General features: G+C 75.8%; 19 protein-coding genes. 4 read left to right on the forward strand and 15 right to left on the reverse strand.

The features are described from left to right. Positions 1 to 25: 25 nt before the first annotated feature. The 4 genes from GKE82_RS10910 to GKE82_RS10925 all read right to left on the reverse strand — a co-directional run bounded on the left by GKE82_RS10910 (position 26) and on the right by GKE82_RS10925 (position 5,373). Positions 26 to 1,393 (reverse strand): FAD-dependent oxidoreductase, encoded by a 1,368-nt coding sequence (locus tag GKE82_RS10910; protein WP_154733291.1) that lies wholly within the window; start codon positions 1,391 to 1,393, stop codon positions 26 to 28. Between the two features lie 191 nt (positions 1,394 to 1,584). After that, a complete protein-coding gene (locus tag GKE82_RS10915) occupies positions 1,585 to 2,865 on the reverse strand; it encodes a hypothetical protein (protein ID WP_154733292.1) in 1,281 nt (426 codons plus the stop codon). Further along, complete coding sequence (locus GKE82_RS10920; RefSeq protein ID WP_154733293.1) at positions 2,862 to 4,457, reverse strand: sigma-70 family RNA polymerase sigma factor; 1,596 nt, start codon at positions 4,455 to 4,457, stop codon at positions 2,862 to 2,864. Before GKE82_RS10920 ends, GKE82_RS10915 begins: the two co-directional genes overlap by 4 nt. An 85-nt stretch (positions 4,458 to 4,542) precedes the next feature. Beyond that, a complete protein-coding gene (locus tag GKE82_RS10925) occupies positions 4,543 to 5,373 on the reverse strand; it encodes a hypothetical protein (RefSeq protein WP_154733294.1) in 831 nt (276 codons plus the stop codon). Positions 5,374 to 5,550: 177 nt separating this feature from the next. Between GKE82_RS10925 and GKE82_RS10930 the strand changes: the two genes are divergently transcribed. After that, positions 5,551 to 5,934, forward strand: a complete 384-nt coding sequence (locus tag GKE82_RS10930; protein WP_154733295.1) for a hypothetical protein — start codon at positions 5,551 to 5,553, stop codon at positions 5,932 to 5,934. Here GKE82_RS10930 and GKE82_RS10935 read toward each other — a convergent pair. Continuing rightward, a complete protein-coding gene (locus GKE82_RS10935; RefSeq protein WP_154733296.1) occupies positions 5,910 to 6,623 on the reverse strand; it encodes a response regulator transcription factor in 714 nt (237 codons plus the stop codon). The two genes, GKE82_RS10930 and GKE82_RS10935, sit on opposite strands and share 25 nt — an antisense overlap. Positions 6,624 to 6,710: 87 nt before the next feature. On the opposite strand from GKE82_RS10935, the gene GKE82_RS10940 reads away from it, so the two are divergent. Further along, complete coding sequence (locus tag GKE82_RS10940; protein WP_154733297.1) at positions 6,711 to 7,457, forward strand: alpha/beta fold hydrolase; 747 nt, start codon at positions 6,711 to 6,713, stop codon at positions 7,455 to 7,457. Here GKE82_RS10940 and GKE82_RS10945 read toward each other — a convergent pair. Beyond that, positions 7,454 to 7,834, reverse strand: coding sequence for a DoxX family protein (locus GKE82_RS10945; protein WP_154733298.1), 381 nt, complete (start codon positions 7,832 to 7,834; stop codon positions 7,454 to 7,456). The two genes, GKE82_RS10940 and GKE82_RS10945, sit on opposite strands and share 4 nt — an antisense overlap. Before the next feature lie 9 nt (positions 7,835 to 7,843). Continuing rightward, positions 7,844 to 8,965 (reverse strand): amidase, encoded by a 1,122-nt coding sequence (locus GKE82_RS10950; protein ID WP_196189160.1) that lies wholly within the window; start codon positions 8,963 to 8,965, stop codon positions 7,844 to 7,846. Positions 8,966 to 9,011: 46 nt separating this feature from the next. On the opposite strand from GKE82_RS10950, the gene GKE82_RS10955 reads away from it, so the two are divergent. Continuing rightward, the gene (locus GKE82_RS10955) at positions 9,012 to 10,184 is read left to right on the forward strand and encodes a hypothetical protein (protein WP_196189161.1); all 1,173 of its coding nucleotides are present in this window, start codon (positions 9,012 to 9,014) and stop codon (positions 10,182 to 10,184) included. 145 nt (positions 10,185 to 10,329) lie between these two features. Here the strand turns inward: GKE82_RS10955 and GKE82_RS10960 are convergent, their stop codons facing one another. From GKE82_RS10960 to GKE82_RS10985, 6 genes are all read right to left on the reverse strand, one after another. Next, positions 10,330 to 10,644 (reverse strand): hypothetical protein, encoded by a 315-nt coding sequence (locus GKE82_RS10960; protein WP_154733300.1) that lies wholly within the window; start codon positions 10,642 to 10,644, stop codon positions 10,330 to 10,332. 150 nt (positions 10,645 to 10,794) lie between these two features. Continuing rightward, complete coding sequence (locus GKE82_RS10965) at positions 10,795 to 11,994, reverse strand: cytochrome b/b6 domain-containing protein (protein ID WP_154733301.1); 1,200 nt, start codon at positions 11,992 to 11,994, stop codon at positions 10,795 to 10,797. Then, complete coding sequence (locus tag GKE82_RS10970; RefSeq protein WP_154733302.1) at positions 11,991 to 12,716, reverse strand: molybdopterin-dependent oxidoreductase; 726 nt, start codon at positions 12,714 to 12,716, stop codon at positions 11,991 to 11,993. Before GKE82_RS10970 ends, GKE82_RS10965 begins: the two co-directional genes overlap by 4 nt. A 161-nt stretch (positions 12,717 to 12,877) precedes the next feature. Continuing rightward, positions 12,878 to 13,225: a DoxX family protein gene (locus tag GKE82_RS10975; RefSeq protein ID WP_154733303.1), complete on the reverse strand. Its 348-nt coding sequence runs from the start codon at positions 13,223 to 13,225 to the stop codon at positions 12,878 to 12,880. A 4-nt stretch (positions 13,226 to 13,229) separates the two neighbouring features. Beyond that, a complete protein-coding gene (locus GKE82_RS10980; RefSeq protein WP_107566978.1) occupies positions 13,230 to 13,628 on the reverse strand; it encodes a hypothetical protein in 399 nt (132 codons plus the stop codon). 36 nt (positions 13,629 to 13,664) lie between these two features. Next, entirely contained in the window at positions 13,665 to 15,086 is a 1,422-nt protein-coding gene (locus GKE82_RS10985) for an amidase (protein WP_154733304.1), read from the reverse strand. 59 nt (positions 15,087 to 15,145) lie between these two features. Here GKE82_RS10985 and GKE82_RS10990 point away from each other — a divergent pair, with 59 nt between their 5' ends. After that, positions 15,146 to 15,754: a TetR/AcrR family transcriptional regulator gene (locus GKE82_RS10990; RefSeq protein WP_107566980.1), complete on the forward strand. Its 609-nt coding sequence runs from the start codon at positions 15,146 to 15,148 to the stop codon at positions 15,752 to 15,754. On the opposite strand, the gene GKE82_RS10995 is transcribed toward GKE82_RS10990, so the two are convergent. Together GKE82_RS10995 and GKE82_RS11000 are read right to left on the reverse strand one after the other, a co-directional pair. Beyond that, positions 15,751 to 16,608 carry an SDR family oxidoreductase gene (locus GKE82_RS10995; RefSeq protein WP_154733305.1) on the reverse strand — a complete coding sequence of 286 codons (858 nt, stop codon included), beginning with the start codon at positions 16,606 to 16,608 and terminating at the stop codon, positions 15,751 to 15,753. The genes GKE82_RS10990 and GKE82_RS10995 overlap by 4 nt on opposite strands. Before the next feature lie 79 nt (positions 16,609 to 16,687). Next, positions 16,688 to 16,936 carry a GlsB/YeaQ/YmgE family stress response membrane protein gene (locus GKE82_RS11000; protein WP_154733306.1) on the reverse strand — a complete coding sequence of 83 codons (249 nt, stop codon included), beginning with the start codon at positions 16,934 to 16,936 and terminating at the stop codon, positions 16,688 to 16,690. Positions 16,937 to 16,971: the final 35 nt, after the last annotated feature.

Below are 16,971 nucleotides of genomic sequence, written 5' to 3' on the forward strand. Positions count from 1 at the left end.
GAGGGCGCGCCGTGCACCTGCACGTTCAGCTGCGGGAGACGCCGACCATCTCGTCGATGTCGACGAGCTTCACGCGCGGCCGGCCGGCGGGCTCTCCGGCGGCGACCTCGTGCGCGTCGATGCGCCCCCAGGCGGCGTAGTCGATGCGGTCGGGGACGCGCTCGGCGAGCAGCGCGTCGAGCTCGGCGGCACCCTTGGGCGGGTCGGCGAGCAGGCCGGCCTCCGCGTCGGCGCGCAGCTCACGCACGGTCTCCTGGGCGCACTTCTTGTTCGTGCCGATGACGCCGCTGGGGCCGCGCTTGACCCAGCCGGCGGTGTAGACGCCGGGGACGACGGTGCCGTCCTCCTCGGTGACGCGGCCGTCGACGTTGCGGATCGTGCCGCGGCGCTCGTCGAACGGCACGCCGTCCAGCGGCGCGCCGAGGTAGCCGATGGAGCGCAGCACGAGACCCGCCGCGATCGTCTCGGTGACCTCGGTCGGCCGCGCGGAGAACGAGCCGTCCTCGTTCTGCACGAGCTCGTTGCGGACGATCCGCACACCCTCGACGCGGTCCTCGCCGAGGATCTCGACCGGCGAGGAGAAGAACTTCAGGACGATCCGGCGGCTCGCCCCGGTGGGCACGCGACCGGCGTAGTCGGTGACGATCTCGACGTTGCGCCGGGTCGTCTTGTCGGCGGTCTCGAGCAGCGCCCGGTGCGCGTCGTCGAGCCGGACGTCGTCCGCGTCGACGATGACGTCGAGGCCCTCGATCTCCCCGAGCTCGAGCAGCTCCGGGTTCGTGTACGCGCCCTGCAGCGGCCCGCGGCGCGCGAGGATGACGACCTCGCGGATCGAGCTGGCGGCGAGCGCGGCCAGCGCGTGGTCGGCGGTGTCGGTGCTCTGCAGCTCGGCGACGGGCACGCCGAGCATGCGGGCGCAGTCGAGCGCGACGTTGCCGGCGCCGACGACGACGGCCCGCTCGCCGGAGAGGTCGGGGTCGAGGTCGCGGAAGTCCGGGTGGCCGTTGTACCAGCCGACGAAGTCGGCGGCGCCGAGGCTGCCCGGGAGGTCCTCGCCGGGGATGCCGAGCTTGCGGTCGTTCGGCGCCCCGACGGTGTAGAGGACGGCGTGGAAGTGCTCGCGCAGCTCCGCGGGGGTGATGTCGCGGCCGATCTCGACGTTGCCGTGGTAGCGGAACCCGGGCTTGGCGGCGGTCTTCTCGTAGACCTTCGTGACGACCTTGATGTTCGGGTGGTCGGGCGCGACCCCGGCGCGGACGAGGCCGTACGGGGTGGGGAGCCGGTCGAACAGGTCGACCTCGACGCTGCCGTCCCCGGCCTTGAGGAGGTCGCCGGCGGCGTAGAACCCGGCCGGTCCGGCCCCGACGATGGCGACCCGCAGCGGCGCGCTCATGCGCGGGCCTCGGCGGCGGTGGACGGACTGGCGGCGGGTCGTGCGGGCATCGGGACTCCTGGGGAACGACGGAACGTGCTCCGAGGCTAGCGAGGAGCGGCGCGAGCCCCAGTCCCGGAACGGCCGCCGGCGGCCGATGGCCGTCCGTTCGGGGGGTGCGGATCCTCCGGCCGGAAGGGACGGGCGCCCGTTCAGCGCGGGCGGGCGAGCGACCGCTCGCGCACGGTGCGGGTGCCGGTCGGCGCGGTCGGGGTGACGGTGGCGCGCACGACGCGCGTGGCGGCGCGGCGGGCGACCCGGCGGCGGGCGGCCGGGACGGTGATCCGCAGCGTGGCCGTGCGGCGCGAGGCGGTCGTCGCGTAGCGGCGGGTGGCGAGCACCCGGGTGACGGCGCGCGCGCCGGTGCGCGCGCGGGTGCGCAGCGCGATGCGGGCGCTCCCCCGGCACACGCCCGTGGTGGCGCGGCACGCGAGCCGCACGACGAGCTGGGCCGGCCGGGCCCGCGACCAGGTGACGGTCATGCGCGGCACCGCGGGCCCCGCGGCCGTGGGGGTGACGGTCGGGGTCGTCGTCGGGGTCGGGGTGAGGTTGCGCAGGGCGACCGCGTAGCTCGGCCGGGCGCTGCCGTCCGGACGGATGAGCCCGGAGTCGAACGGGTCCCCGGTGCGGCCGCGCCAGTGGTAGAGGTACATGCGGGTGATCCGCGGGCGGGCGCGGGCGATCGCGAACGCGCGCTCCACCGACGCGGCGGCGCGCGTCTCGTCGGTGCGGAGCGTCTCGCGGCCGTTCTGGCTGGAGCGCAGCGTGACGATGCCGCCGGTCTCCTCGATCCACAGCTCGCCCGGCACGGTCGCGAGCACGGCGTCGGTGCCGGTCGTCGTGTCGTAGGTGACGTCGCCGTAGTTGTGCAGGCCCCAGAGCTGCGGCGGGGTCGGGCTGGCGTCGAGGAACCGCTGCAGCCAGCGGACGTAGCCGCCGGAGTCCAGGACGTCCCCGGCGACGATCGTGCAGCTCGGGCAGACTGAGCGCAGCTCCTCGTGGTAGCCGGCGACGGTCTCGGGGCTGCTCGCGACCGGCTGGCTGCGGTGGTTGGCCTCGTTCCAGGTCGTGAACGTCGTGACCTGCGGGAAGCGGGAGCGGAACGCGGTGACGGCGGCGCGGTAGCGGCTGCGGGACGGCGCGCTGCAGGGCGAGGACGGGCAGCGCTCGCTGCGCAGGTGCTGGAACGCCACGTGCGGGGTCATGCCCGCGGCGGCGGTCGCGTCGAGCCAGGCCTGCACGCGGGCGGGCTCGGAGGTCGCAGCGTCCCAGGGGACGATCAGCCGCGCCTGGCGCAGGCCGAGCGCGGTGAGGCGCGGGTCCTTCCAGCTGTCGACCTGCTGGTCGGACAGGCCGAAGGTCAGCGCGGCCGCCGGGGTGGCGGGCAGGAGCGTGAGCGCGAGGAGCAGCGCGAGCAGCGCGGGGCGCCTCACGGCGTCTCCTCGGTGGCGGGGTCGGCGGTCGGCGACGCGTCGTCGGCGTCGGCGTCCGCGACGGGCTGCGTCGGCGCGGTCGCGGGTGCCGCGTCGGTGGTCGTCGTGGCCGGGCCGGTGTCGGTCCCGGCGGTCGCCTCGGTGGTGGTCGCGGCGGGCCGGCTGCCGGCGCCGGGGCCACGGGCGGGCCGCTGGCCGGCGGGCCGCTGACCGGCCGGCCGCGCCGCATCGGTCGGGGACGTGGGGCGCTCGTCGTCGGCGGTCGCGTCCGGGGTCTGGGTCGTCGTGTCGTCGCCGCGGCGGGCGCCGTCCCGGCGGGCGGACGGACCGCTCCAGCCTGGCCCGGCGACGTGCGCGCCGTCCGTCTCCGTCTCGGCGCCGCGCGGTGCGTCGCCCGACCAGGCGTCGCGGTCGCGGCGGCTGCCGGCCGGGCGGTCCTGCGCCGTCCCCCGGCCGTCGGGGTCCGCCTCCGGCCGCGGCGTGGCGTCACGGTCGCGCGTCAGCGCCGCGGTCCCCGTGGCGGCCACCGGCGCGAGCGTGCGCGGCGCGGCCGTCGTCCGCAGTGCGGTCCGCACCGGCGTCGCGGTGGCCGGACGGGCGACGGCCGCGGTCGCGTCGTCGGCCGGCGACGCGGGCGCACCGGACGTCGCGGCGCGGGTCTCGGCGGGGCTCGGGGCGGCGTGGCGCTCGACCTCGTGGACGGCGACCGGCGTGGCGCCGGCGGCGACCGCGGCGAGCGCGGCGAGCGCCTTGCCGTTGAGCGCCAGACCACCGCCGAAGGAGGTGCCGACCGCACCCGCGGTCCCGGAGGCGCCCACGCCCAGCGCCCCGGAGAGCCAGCCCCACAGCGAGCCGCCGGCGAGCCCGGCGGCGCCGGGCAGCACCGACAGCCGCTGACGGCGCGTGTCCAGGGCGGTGGACCAGTCGCGGCAGCACGCGCAGCCGCGCAGGTGCCCGCGGACGTGGCGGGCCGGGCGGCGGCGGTGATCGGCCTCCGACAGCTCACGGCGGATGCTCTCGCACGGCGCCTCGCGGCCCGCGCGGTCGGCCTGCAGCGCGGTGCGCGCCTCGAAGACCGCCTGCCGCGCGCCGCCCGCGGAGATGCCGAGCACCGTGCCGACGGACGCGTAGTCGAGGTCGGCGAGCTCGCGCAGCAGCAGCGCCTGGCGGGCGCGCGGCGGCAGGCCACGGATCCCCTCCAGGAGCGCGGCGAGGTCCTCGCGCAGCTCGACGGTCTCCGCCGGCGCGGGCGCGCAGCCGGCGGCGCCGCTCTCGGTGAGCTCCTCGGCCAGCTCGGCGGTCGGCCGGCGGCGGCGCATGAGCGAGATCGACTCGTTGTGCGCGATCCGGAACAGCCAGGCGCGGACCGCGACGTCCTGCTCGCGACCGTCGAGCGCCAGGAACGCCTTCGTCATCGCGTTCTGGGTCGCGTCGCGCGCGTCCTCGTCGTGGCGCAGGATCGAGCGGCAGTACAGCTCCAGCCGCAGCTGGTAGCGGGAGAACAGCACGCCGAACGCCTCGTGGTCGCCGCGGGAGGCCCGGCGGGCCAGCGCGTCGTCACCGGTGGCACGGAGGAGGCGGACGGGGGTCATGGTGTCTCGATCGGCGGCTGGGGGCGGAGGGACTGAAGAGGTGGTGAAGAAGCGGCGCCGGGACGGGCCCGGCGCCGCGGGTCGATCAGGTGCCGTAGCTCCCGGCGGGGAGGTCGTCGGCGGGCTGCTGCTGGCCGGCGCCGGGGCGCGGGCCGTGCGGGCGGCCGCCCGGACGCGGGCAGTCGCCGCGGTCGCCGCTCGGGCGGTCGGCGACGTCGGTCGGGTAGCCGCTGTCGTCGGTCGGGTAGCCGGTGTCCTCGTCGTCGGCCTCGTCGGCGCCCTCGATGGCGTCGAGCTGGGCCTGGGCGGCGGTCCGGGTGGCGGCGATCTGCGTCGCGGCCTCACCGAGCGCGGTGGTGGCGGCGTCGGTCAGCTCGTCGTCGGCGGCGGTCTCGGCGAGCTCGTCGATCTCGTCGTCGGCGTGCTCGACGATCCGGTCGAGGACGTCGGCGTAGTCGGCCTTGTCGTCCTCGCCGAGCGCGGCGATCGCGGCGACGATGCGGTCGCGCCCGTCCAGGGCGGCGTCGATCGTGGTGGTCGCGGCGGTCGAGACGTCCTCCCCGGCCCCGTCGAGGATCGCGGCGGCCCCGCCGACGATCCGGTGGTCGGTGCGCGTGACGGCGGCGGCCGCGGCCTCGCCGGTGCTCGCGGCGGCGGCGACGCGCTTGACGGCCGAGCCGGTCGCCGAGGCGAGGTGGCGCCGTGAGGCGGCGAGGCTCGAGACGGCGCCGGCGGTCTCGCCGTCGTCGGCCCGGTCCTGCGCGCGCTCGAGCGCGCGCTCGGCGCTCTTGAGCTTCGACGCGATCCGCGTGGGGGCCTTGACGTGGTCCCCGCGGTCCGCCTGCGCCGCGGACGGGACTCCGGCGGCGAGACCGGCGGCCAGGGCGAGGGCCCCGGCCTTCCTGGTGATGGACATCGCTCTCCTTGGGTGTTGGGGTGGCGGTCCTGGACATCGGTGTCCGAGACCGTGCCTTGAGGACGCGGCGACCGGGCCGCGCGTCAGGAGCGGCGCCGCGCTCTTACGCGGTCCTTCGGTTGCGCGTTCTTCGGTGGCTCTCACGAACGCCGCGGGCGTCGCGCGCGTCATGGGGTCATGCACGTCCCCGACGCCCCCGCGCGCCGCCGGCGCCCCGGCGAGCCGATCCCCGGCAGCGCCCATCGCGCCGGCCGCCTGGCCGCGCGCTGCGACGCCGACCGCGGGCGCCTCGCGCAGCTGCTGACCGAGGAGCTGCTGACCGTGCGGGAGACGTTCGCGGTCGCCCGGGACGAGCCCGATCCCGCCGTGCTGGCCGCCCGGCTGCTGGCCACGGTGCTGCCCCGGGCGATCCCGCCGCTCGCGGTCGCGGCGCTGGCCGGCGAGCTCGCCGCGGTCGCCGCCGAGGGCGGCGGCAGCGTGAGCGACGTGGACGTGCGCGTGTGGTTCATCGCCTGGTCCCTGGGCGATGTCGCGCATCAGCCCGTCTCGCGCAGGACGTAGCCGACGTTGCGGACCGTGTGGATCAGGCGCGGCTCGCCGCCCGCCTCGGTCTTGCGGCGCAGGTAGCCGATGTACACGCCGAGCGAGTTGGACTCGGCGCCGAAGTCGTACCCCCAGACGCGCAGCAGCAGCTGCGAGCGCTCGATGACGTGCCCGGCGTTCGCGGCGAGCTGGTCGAGCAGCAGGAACTCGGTGCGGGTGAGCTGCAGGAGCCGGTCGCCGCGGTAGGCCTGGTGGGCGGGGAGGTCGATCCGCAGGTCGGCGTAGCGGCGCTCGACGGGCGCGGGCGCGCTGCCGCGCGTGCTGCGGCGGTGGATCGCGCGGACGCGCGCGAGCACCTCGCGGAGCGCGAACGGCTTGCCGACGACGTCGTCGGCACCGGCGTCGAGGGCGGCGACGCGGTCGTCGATCCCGCCGCGGTCGCACAGCAGCACCACCGGGACGGGGTCGCCCGCGGCCCGCAGGCGGCGGCAGGTCTCCAGGCCCTCGACGAACGGCAGGCCGCGGTCCAGGAGCACGGCGTCGACGCGCTGCTCGCGCAGGACGGCGAGCACCTCCATCCCGTCCCCGGCGACCAGCGCGGTCCAGCCGGCCGCGGCGACCCCGCGGGCCACGCCGACGCGCAGCTCCGGGTCGTCCTCGACGACGAGGACGGTGAGGGTCTGGGCCGGAGCGTCCGCCACGAACATGCGGGGCAGCCTCGTGGTGGCGCGTAAGAGCCGGTCGAGAAGTTCCTGAGAGGACCCTGAGAGGCGGCGATCGGGGACCATCCGTCCATGCGCTTCGTCCTGCTGCACGGGCTGCTGTGCTCCGCCCGGACCCTCGACCGCGTCGCCGGGCCGCTGCGCGCGGCCGGACACGAGGTGCTCGTCCCCGACCTCCCCGGTCACGGCACCGACGCCGCCAACCCCGGCGCCGAGTCGATCGAGGAGATGGCCGGGTACGTGCGGGACGTCGCCGCCGGCCCGGCGGTGCTCGTCGGCCACTCGATGGGCGGGCTCGTGGCGGTCGCGGTCGCCGAGCAGGACCCGGCGTTCGCCACGCACGTCGTCGCGATCAACGCGCCCGCGACGTTCGCGTCGCGGCTGACCGCGCGCGGTGGCCCGGAGCGGCTGCTGACGGTGGCGGGGCTCGGGCCGCTGCTGTGGCGCGTGCTGCCGCAGCGGGTCCGGCGCGACGGGCTGCGGACCGCGTTCGCGCCGGGCACCGAGGTCCCCGACGTGTTCCTCGCCGCCGCGGGGGCGGCGCGCTGGCGCACGTTCCGCGACGCGACGCTGGCGATCGACCACTACGTCCACGACGAGCCGCTGCCGGAGCGGGTCGCGGCGCTCGACGTGCCGGTGACGATCGTCTTCGGCGAGCAGGACGCCCGCGTCGACCCGGCGACCGTCGCGCGCTACGAGGCGCTCGAGGACGGGCCGGCGGTCGTGCGGATCCCGCAGTCCGGGCACTCCCCGGTCTGGGAGACCCCGGAGCGGGTGGTCGAGGTGCTCCTCGCGCTCGAGGGCGCGCCGGAGCGCTAGCGGCGGGCGCCGGGCCGGTCGGCCTGCAGGGCGGCCCAGATCAGCGGGAGCTGCAGCGGCACCCGTGCCCACATCAGTCGCTTGTCGTCGGCCGGTCCGGGGTGCTTGCCGGACCCGGCGTCGAGCGCCATCTGGATGTTCGCGGGCCAGATCGCCAGCAGCGTCAGCGCGGCGAAGCGTCCGGCACCGGGAATGCGGCGGCGCAGCGCGATCGCGGTCCCGACCTCGACGACGCCGCTGACGAGCACGAGCTCCCGGCGGTAGGGCAGCTGCGACGGGATCGTCTCGGCCATCGTCCCGGGGATCACGAAGTGCAGCGAGCCCACGACGCCCATCACTCCGGCGAGGGCGTCGGGGGCACGGTCACGGAGGCTCATGCGGCGACCCTACCGACCGGTCCGCAGCGCGGCCTCGACCGCCCGGCCGACCGCGAGGACGAGCGCGTCCGTCCCGGGCGCGCCGACCAGCTGCGCGGAGGCGGGCAGCCCGTGCTCGGCCGTGCCGCAGGGCAGCGCGAGTGCGGGCGCCCCGGTGGCGTTGAACGGGTAGGTGAGCGACAGCGCGCGGGCGCGGATCGGCGCCTCCCCCGCGGCGGCGGGCGGGGCGACCATCGCCATCGTCGGCGTGAGCAGCACGTCGTAGGGGGCCAGCAGCGCCGCGGTCCGCTCCCGGTAGCGCTCGCGGCGGGCCGCGTCCGCCGCCATCGCCTCGGGGGTGACCGACAGGGCTCGGCGGACCTTCGCGGCGACGTTCTCGCTGTAGCGGTCGGCGTGCGCGGCGAACAGCTCGCGGTGGACGGCGGCCGCCTCGCCGGCGAACAGGTCGTACGCGTCGTCGGGGAACGGCAGCTCCAGCGGCTGCGCCCCGAGCAGCCGCGCGACGTCCTCTACACGCGCGCGCACGAGCGGGTCGGCGTGCCCGGTCCACGCGACGGCCGCCCGGACGTCCGCGAGCGCGACGTCCGCGACCGGCCGGTAGCCGGGCACGAGCGCGGCGAGGAGCGCCTCGCACCCGGCGACGTCGCGGGCCATCGGGCCGGCGTGGTCCCAGCTGGGCGCGAGCGGCCAGCAGCCGTCGAGCGGCACGAGGCCGTGGGTGGGCTTGAAGCCGGTGGTGCCGCAGCACGCCGACGGGATGCGGATCGAGCCGCCGGAGTCGGTGCCGAGCGCGACGTCGGCGAGCCCGGCCGCGAGCGCCGCGGCGCAGCCGCCGCTGGAGCCGCCCGCGATCCGGTCGGGCGCGAGCGGGTTGGGCACGGCCCCGAAGTGCGGCGTGTCGGAGGTGATCCCCCAGGCGAACTCGTGGAGGTTCGCCTTGCCGACGCTGACGTAGCCGGCGTCCTGCGCCGCGACCACGGCGGCGGCGGTCACGGTCGGCACGTGCTCGGCGAAGATCGCGGACCCGTAGGTCGTGCGGACCCCGGCGGTGTCGAACAGGTCCTTCACCGCCAGCCGACGCCCCGGGACCGCTCCGACGTCCGGTGTCTCGGTGATGAAGACGCGGCGCACCGGCAGATGGTACGGCCCGTGTACAGCTGTGTAGGGTCGGCTCACCGTGTCGACGTCAGAGTGGATCACCTTCGCCTCCATCCCCGTGTTCACGGGCGCGATCGGCTGGATCATCAACTGGTCCGGCGTGCTGATGCTGTTCAACCCGGTGCAGTACCACGGCCGCCGGGTCCTGGGGATGCGGGCGCTGGCGGAGTTCCTGCCGCACAAGCTGCAGGAGATCCCTGGCATCGCGCAGGGCGGCCTGGGCTGGCAGGGGATCATCCCCATGCGCGCCGCGAAGATGGGCTCGATCGCGGTCGACAAGGCGATCGCGAAGCTCGGGACGCCGGGCGAGTTCTACCAGCAGCTCGAGCCGGACAAGATCGCCGAGCACATCGTCCAGATGTTCAGCCCGCAGATCCCCGAGCTCGTCGACGAGACGATGCGCCGCGAGCATCCGCAGCTGTGGGCGGACGTGCCGCCGCGCGGCAAGCAGGCGGTGTACGCGCGGGTGCAGCAGCAGCTGCCGTCGATCGTGCGGCAGGTGACCGACGAGATCGGCGTGCACATCGACCAGCTGCTCGACCCGAAGCTCATGGTCATCGACCACTTCGAGAAGCACCCGGACGTCGTCAACCGGATCTTCCGCGACATCGGCGAGCGCGAGCTGAAGCTGATGATCAACTTCGGGTTCTACTTCGGCTTCCTGCTGGGCATCCCGGTGGCGATCCTCGACCACACGCTGCACCAGTGGTGGCTGCTGCCGATCCTCGGCGTGATCGTCGGCTGGATCACGAACCTGCTCGGCATGTCGCTGATCTTCGAGCCGGTGCGGCCGCGGAAGATCGGTCCGTTCACGATCCACGGCCTGTTCCTGCGCCGCCAGGACGAGGCCGCCGAGGTGTACGCGCGGATCATCGCCGCCGACGTCATCACGCTCGAGAACATCGGCGACTTCCTCCTCAACGGCCCGCGCGGCGACCGGACGCGCAAGATGCTCGCGGACGCGATGGGCCCGGCGATCGACGGTGCCGCGGGCCCGATCAAGGGCGCGGTGCGCGTCGCGCTCGGCCCGTCGAAGTACGACGCGATCCGCGCGGCCGTCGCCCAGGACGCGGTCGGCAAGACGATGCAGCCGTTCACCGACCCGGAGTTCTCCCGGCGCCAGTCCGAGAAGATCCGCGTGCTGATCGAGGCCCGCACGAAGGAGCTGCCCCCGAGGACTTCGTCGAGATGATGCGCGCCGCCATCAAGGAGGACGAGTGGATGCTCTACGCCCACGGCGCCATCCTCGGCCTCGCCGGCGGCTTCCTGCACCTCGCGATCTTCGGCGTCAGCGGCGGCTGAGCGCGCCGGGCGGGGCGCCGCGCGGCACCCGTCCCTCAGCGGTAGTGGTCCGGGTCCTTGGACGGCTCGGGCAGCCGCGGCGCGATGACGCGCGCGAGCAGTTCCGCACGTGCGAGCCGCGCGAGCAGTTCCGCGAGCGCGCGCCGCGCGACCAGCACCGCCACCGCGCCGACGATCGAGGCAAGACTCGGGAGCGCCAGATCACCGGACAGGCCCTGCGTGACGAGGGCGACGATCGCGGGCGCGGCCAGGATCACCGCGAGGAGGTAGGCGCCGGCCGCACCGATCGCCGCGGTGCGCTCGGCAGGCGGCGCGTAGCGGTAGTCGTCGGGGTCCTTGCTGACGGGCATCTGCCAGGCACGATCCCACACTCCCACGGTCTCGGCTGAACCGCGACGCGCTCACGTCGCCGTCCTGTCGACCGCGCTTTGGATGCTCGCGGTGCGCGGCGTCCTCGGCTGTCGAAGTACGACGCGATCCGCGCGGCCGTCGCCTCACGCTCAGCGCGCGTCGCGCTCGAGCGCGGCGCGCGCGACGTCCGCGCCGGGCCCGGGGGCTGCGGACCGCAGATAGCGGCGCAGCTGGGCGCGGCCCTCCGCGGCGCGCCCGGCGTCGAGCAGCTCCAGGCCCAGGGCCAGCCGGGCGCCCTCGTACCGCGGCGTGTGTCGCGTCGCGCGGCGTAGTTGGGCGAACCCCTCGTCCTCGTTGCCAGCGTCGACGAGCGCGATGCCGTAGGCGGCCCGGACGTCCGGGCGCCCGGGCAGTCCGCGCAGCGCGATCCGGTACCGCTCGATCGCCGCGTTGAGCCGACCGTCCTGCTGCAACTGCTGCGCCTCCGCGGCCAGCTGCAGCGGATCGGCCCCGGGGTCGGGCGGCGGCACGACCTGCTCGGCCTCGACCGGCGGCGCCGCCGCGGCCGCGGCCGACGCGGGCTGCGGCGCTGCGGGCGGGGCGATCGACACCTCCTCCCCGGCCCGGTCGCCGAGCGAGTCGTCCACGACGTAGGCGGTCGCGGTCCCGCCGACGACGAGGATCAGGACGCTCGCCAGCCACGCCGACCGCGGCACGGTCCAGCGGGTGCGCGGGCTCTCGGCGGACGCCGCGCGCCAGCGGGGATGGTGCCGCGCGGCCCAGGACGCGCGGACCGTCCCGCGGACGATGCCGCGCATCGCGTGCCGTGTCGGCGGCCAGACGAGCGCGAGCCAGAGGTGCCCGAGGAGCAGCGCGACGGCCCCGAACATCGCGGCGTCGTGCACGACGATCGTTCCCTGCAGGCGCAGGCCGTTGACCCGCTCGGAGAGCCACAGCAGCGTCCCGCTGGCGACGAACAGGGCGGCGAACCCGGCCTGCACGACCGTGTGCAGCTTCTGCCCGGCGTTGAAGCGCGCCGGCGGGGTGCCCCGGCGGCGCAGCCAGTCGCGGTCGTCCTGGTCGAAGCGGTCGATCTCCTGCAGCGTCACGTGCAGCCCGCGCCGGTCGCCGAGCAGCACGACCAGCGCCATCGCGACCAGCCACGCGATCGACGCGCCGAGGTGCGCGGCCTTCGCGGTCGGCCGCCCGCCGAGGACGTCGCTGAACGCGGGGACGTAGAGCAGGAGCCCCGTCCCGAGCATCGCGAGGAACCCCGCGGTGTGCGTCCAGTGCAGGAGCCGCTCGGTGCCGCTGAAGCGCCGCACCAGCGGGACCGCGGCGTGGCTCACACCGCGTCCTCGCTGTTGAGCCAGGGGTCGCGGTCATAGCCGCGCTGCTCCCAGAACCCCGGCTCGACGCGGTCGACGAGCTCGATCCGCTCGACCCACTTGACGCCCTTGTAGCCGTACATCTTCGGCATCACCACCCGCGCAGGAGCACCGTGGGGTCTCGGCATCGGGCGGCCGTCCATCCCGTAGGCGAGCATCGCGTCGTCGACCATCGCCTGCTTCATCGTGAGCATGTCGACGTAGGGCCGTTCGGCGGACACGAAGCGCAGTGCCGTGGCGCGCGGCAGCGGGCGGGCGGCGGCCAGCAGGTCGGCGAAGCGCACGCCGGTCCAGCGCACGCCGAGGACCGACCAACCGGTGACGCAGTAGAAGTCCGAGGTCTGCTCGACCCGGGGCAGCGCGAGCAGCTGCGCGTGCGTCAGCGTCATGGGCCGCTCCACGAGCCCGTCGATCGTCAGGCGCCACGTCGCCGGGTCGAACCGCGGCATCGGCGGGTTCACCGTGTAGATCCGCCATCCCCCGCCGGGTGCGGGCAGCGCGGCCCGGACGCCCTCCGGGAGCGCGTCGGTGAGCGGACGGGACGCCCGACCGACGACGCTGAGGACCCCGTCGCCGACGACCAGGCCGACCGCGCCCGCCCCCATCATCCCGAGGAAGACGCGCCGTCCCATGCGCTCGTCCTCGGGCCGGGTCGTCGGGCGGCGCTGGTCGTCGGCGTCCACGGACACGACGGTAGCGGCAGGATGTGAACACGCGAGAACAAGCGCCGGGCGTCGACCTCGTGTGGACCGCTGATCCTTCCGGGAAGGTCCTGCGGTCCACTCGCCGGCCCGGGCCGGTCCGCAGCCGGGGCGGCCCGCCCCGTCACGCCCCGGCCGCGGACTCAGCGGGCGCGGCCCCGGCGCGCGAGGAGCACCACGCACCCGGCGAGCAGCAGCGGCGCGACGGTGAGCGACGGGACGACGTCGCCCTCCTTGATGCCCGAGGTCGCGATCGCGACGGCCATCGTCGCCGCCAGCACGACGCACGCCGGGCGCACGAACCGGTCCGCGAGGAGCAGCGCGCCACCGACCAGCTCGATGACGCCGGCAGCGATGACCCACGCCTCGTCGGGGCCGGGCAGGCCGAAGCGGCGGAACTGGTCGAGCTCCCAGCCGTAGGCGAGGAACTTCGGCAGCGACGCGATCAGGAAGACGACGCCGAGCGTGATCCGCAGGCGGCGCCGCGTCACGCGGCTACTCGCTCTGCCGGCCGAGGATGGCGACGAACCGCTCGATGCGGCGGCGCTCCTCCTCGGGGAGCGGCCCGTCGATCTCGACGAGCAGCGTCATCGGGCCGCGCTTGCGCGCCCACTCCTTCGTCCCGTCGGTGAAGGACGGCGCGCACCAGATCGTCGGCAGCCGCGTCGCGTACGCGATGACGGTGCGCTCCTGCGCGCCCTGGTCGGCCTCCGTGCGGACGACCTGGACGGTGACGAGGTCGAGCGCGTGCGCGGTCGCGTCGATCGCGGCGAGGCCGCCGTCGTCCACGACGAGCGCGATCTCGCCGTCGCGGAGCATCTCGATCGCCCATCCGGGCGTGATCCCGTCGAGTGCGGCGGGCGGGGCGACGAAGCGGAAGTTCGGGGAGGCCACGGCGCCACGGTATCCCGATCGCGCGCGGCGCGTCGCTCAGACCGCCGCGAACACGGGCGGCCGGCGCTCGTGCCAGCGCTCGACCTCCTGCAGCTGGGCGGCGAGACCGAGCAGCCGGCCCTCGCTGCACGCCGGCCCGAGCAACGTCGCGCCGATGGGCAGCCCGTCGACGAGCCCGGCCGGGACGTTCACCCCGGGCCAGCCGACGACGTTCCACGGCCACGAGTACGGGCACGCGGCGATCATGCGCTTGTCGGTCTGCCAGTTGCTGAGCCCGTCGATGGCCCCGATCGCGGGGGGCGGCTGCGCGGTCGTCGGGGCGAGGACCACGTCGTGCGCGCGGAACACGGCGCCGAGCTGGAGCCGCAGCAGCGCCTCGGCGCGGCGGGCGAGCCACAGCAGCGGACCGCCGAGCAGCGCGCCGGTGCGCGCGTTCTCGCGCGTGCGGTGGTCCAGCCGCGCCGGGTCGGGCACGCGCCCCGCCCACTCGCGCACGCCCGCGGTCGAGCGCGGGACGAAGCTCAGGCCGACGAGCCCGTAGCGCGGGTCGGCCGGCGTGACCTCGTGGCCGAGCCCCTCGAGCACCGCGCCGAGCCGCTCCACCTGCTCGCGCACGCGGGGATCGAGCCGGGCGGGCGGCCCGCTGAACGGCACGGCGGTGGAGAGCGCGATCCGCAGCCGCCCGGGCTCGCGCGCGGCCGCGGCGGCGAACGACTCCGCCGGCGCGGGCGGGCGGTGGCGCTCGCGCGGGTGGTTGCCGGTCGCGGCGTCGAGCAGCAGCGCGGCGTCCTGCACCGTCCGCGCCAGCGGCCCGTTGCACGTGAGGCCGTTGAACGCCTCCGCGTCGGGCCAGGTGGAGACGCGGCCGCGCTGGGGCTTCACGCCGACGAGACCCGTCCACGCGGCGGGGATGCGGACCGAGCCGGCGCCGTCGGACCCGAGTGCAGCGGGCACGAGCCCGGCGGCCACGGCGGCGGCCGACCCGCCGCTGGAGCCCCCGGGGGTGTGATCGGTGTTCCAGGGGTTGCGGGTGACGCCGAAGCCGGGACCCTCGGTGAACGGCCACTGACCGAACTCGGGGGTCGTGGTCTTGCCGACGATCACGGCGCCCGCGACGCGCAGGCGACGGACGACCTCGGCGTCCTGCTCGACGACGGGGAAGTCGCCGACGCAGCCGAACGGGGTGGTCTCCCCCGCGACGTCGGTGTCGTCCTTCACCGCGATCGGGACGCCGAGCAGCGGCGCGCGTTCCCCGCGGGCGAGCGCGGCGTCGGCCGCGTCGGCCTCGGCGAGCGCGGCCTCGTGACGGACGCGGCGGAACGCGCCGAGCTGCGCGCCGACCCCGTCGATCGCGTCGAGCGAGCGCTGCACGAGCTCGCGGGACGTCACGTCGCCGGCAGCGAGCGCGGCCGCCCGGTCCGCGAGCCCCGCCGTCCCACCCTCCAGAAGTTCGGACATATGTCCAGCATAGGGGAAGTCCGGACAGATGTCCAAACTTCCGGGTACGCTGGAGGTGCATGCCGAGCCCGCGCCCCGCCCACCGCGCCTCCACCCTCGAGCGCCGGGACGCGCTCCTGGCCGCCGCACTCGAGGTCGTCGCGGAGCGCGGCGTCGGCGCCACCACGCATCGGCTCGTCGCCGCGCGCGCGGGCGTGCCGCTGTCGACGACGAGCTACTTCTTCGGCTCGATCGACGAGCTGCTGCTGGAGGCCCTGCGGACGTTCGCGGCGCGCTCGATCACCCGGCTCGAGGCCGCGACCGCCGCGATGGTCGAGCACGACCTCGCCCCGGACGCCGCGATCGACGCGTTCGTCGCGCTGCTGCTCGCGGTCCCCGAGACGGAGCTCGTCGCGCAGTTCGAGGCGTACGTGGAGGCGTCGCGACGCCCGGAGCTGCGCGCCGACCTGATCGCGGTGCTCGACGCGTTCCAGGCCCCCGTCCGCGCCGCGCTCGCCGCCGCCGGCGTCGCTCGCGCCGACGAGGCCGCCCGGGCGTTCGTCGCGCTCGTCGACGGGTTCGCGCTGCACCGCGTGGTCCGGGGCGCCGGCCCGCAGGGCGACGCGCAGGCGCTGCGCGAGGCGCTGCGGCTGCTGCTGGCGGCCTACGCGGCGGCGCCGACCGACTAGCCCTGCCGGGCCTGCCGGGTGATGCGCACGAACTGGTCGTTGAGCAGCCGCATCGCGAGCGCGTAGCCGGGCGGGAAGACGCGCTGGGCGAGGTACCCGAGGCGGATGTCGGGCGAGGTGTGGACGAGGTAGCGGTCCTTCTCGATCCCGACGAGGATGCTCTCGGCGACCTGCTCCAGCGTCCGCGCGTGGCGGCGGAAGCGGCCGACCATCTTCTGGATCGCGGGGTTCTCCCGGTCGATCCCGGCGATCTCGACCGTCTGGACCAGCGGCGTGTCGACGCCGCCCGGCACGACGAGGCTCACGCCGATGCCGTGGCGTCGCAGGTCGAAGCGCAGGACCTCGGAGACCCCGCGCAGCCCGAACTTCGCGGCGCTGTAGGCGGCGTGCCAGGGCAGCCCCAGCAGCCCGGCCGCCGAGGAGACGTTGACGAGGTGGCCGCCCCGGCCGGCGGCGATCATCGGCGGCACGAACGTCTCGATCACGTGGATCGGACCCATCAGGTCGATGTCGATCACGCGCCGCCACTGCTCGTGGGTGAGCGTCTCGACGCTGCCCCAGATCGAGATGCCCGCGACGTTCATCACGACGTCCATCGCGCCGTGCTCCGCATGGATCGCCGCGGCCATCGCGACGACCGCGTCGTGGTCGGCGATGTCCGCGGCCTGCGCGAAGGCGACGGTGCCGCCGGCCGCGCGGATCTCCGCGACGACCTCGTCGAGCCGGTCGCCCTGGACGTCGGTCAGGAACAGGATCCCGCCGCGCTTGGCGGTCGCGATCGCCGTGGCCCGGCCGATGCCGCTCGCGGCGCCGGTGATCAGGCACTGCTTGCCGGAGACGGACTTCTTCGCCATGGCGCGGCAGCGTAGCGGACCGGCGAACGCCGCTGTTCGCCGATGGTTCGGCGCGTCGGCGCCGGGCGCGCCGGACGGGTCAGTCGCGTCCGGCCGTGCGCAGCACGATCAGCACGAGCGCCGTCCCGATCACCGCACCCGGAAGACCGCCGAGGTCGAGCGTCTCCGTGTCCCCCACGCCGAGCACCTCGGTGAAGAGGAAGTAGCCGACCAGGGATCCGACGATGCCCAGCGCCGTCGTCGGCAGGCACCCGGACACCTGGCTTCCCGGGGTGAACGCGCGGCCGAGGTAGCCGGCGACGAAGCCGAGGACGATCGCTCCGAGCATCGTCCGAGCGTATCTTCTCCCGTGATCGGGTCCGC

The sequence above is a fragment of the Conexibacter sp. W3-3-2 genome (assembly GCF_009707605.1).
GTDB classification, from domain to species: Bacteria; Actinomycetota; Thermoleophilia; order Solirubrobacterales; family Solirubrobacteraceae; genus Paraconexibacter; species Paraconexibacter algicola.

Coding starts and splice junctions, on each gene's coding strand:
- GKE82_RS10990 (WP_107566980.1), top strand. CDS start 15,146: ATGCCGAGCCCGCGCCCCGCCCACCGCGCCTCCACCCTCGAGCGCCGG.
- GKE82_RS10945 (WP_154733298.1), bottom strand. CDS start 7,834: ATGAGCCTCCGTGACCGTGCCCCCGACGCCCTCGCCGGAGTGATGGGC.
- GKE82_RS10995 (WP_154733305.1), bottom strand. CDS start 16,608: ATGGCGAAGAAGTCCGTCTCCGGCAAGCAGTGCCTGATCACCGGCGCC.
- GKE82_RS10985 (WP_154733304.1), bottom strand. CDS start 15,086: ATGTCCGAACTTCTGGAGGGTGGGACGGCGGGGCTCGCGGACCGGGCG.
- GKE82_RS10920 (WP_154733293.1), bottom strand. CDS start 4,457: ATGACCCCCGTCCGCCTCCTCCGTGCCACCGGTGACGACGCGCTGGCC.
- GKE82_RS11000 (WP_154733306.1), bottom strand. CDS start 16,936: ATGCTCGGAGCGATCGTCCTCGGCTTCGTCGCCGGCTACCTCGGCCGC.
- GKE82_RS10935 (WP_154733296.1), bottom strand. CDS start 6,623: ATGTTCGTGGCGGACGCTCCGGCCCAGACCCTCACCGTCCTCGTCGTC.
- GKE82_RS10925 (WP_154733294.1), bottom strand. CDS start 5,373: ATGTCCATCACCAGGAAGGCCGGGGCCCTCGCCCTGGCCGCCGGTCTC.
- GKE82_RS10910 (WP_154733291.1), bottom strand. CDS start 1,393: ATGAGCGCGCCGCTGCGGGTCGCCATCGTCGGGGCCGGACCGGCCGGG.
- GKE82_RS10960 (WP_154733300.1), bottom strand. CDS start 10,644: ATGCCCGTCAGCAAGGACCCCGACGACTACCGCTACGCGCCGCCTGCC.
- GKE82_RS10930 (WP_154733295.1), top strand. CDS start 5,551: ATGCACGTCCCCGACGCCCCCGCGCGCCGCCGGCGCCCCGGCGAGCCG.
- GKE82_RS10940 (WP_154733297.1), top strand. CDS start 6,711: ATGCGCTTCGTCCTGCTGCACGGGCTGCTGTGCTCCGCCCGGACCCTC.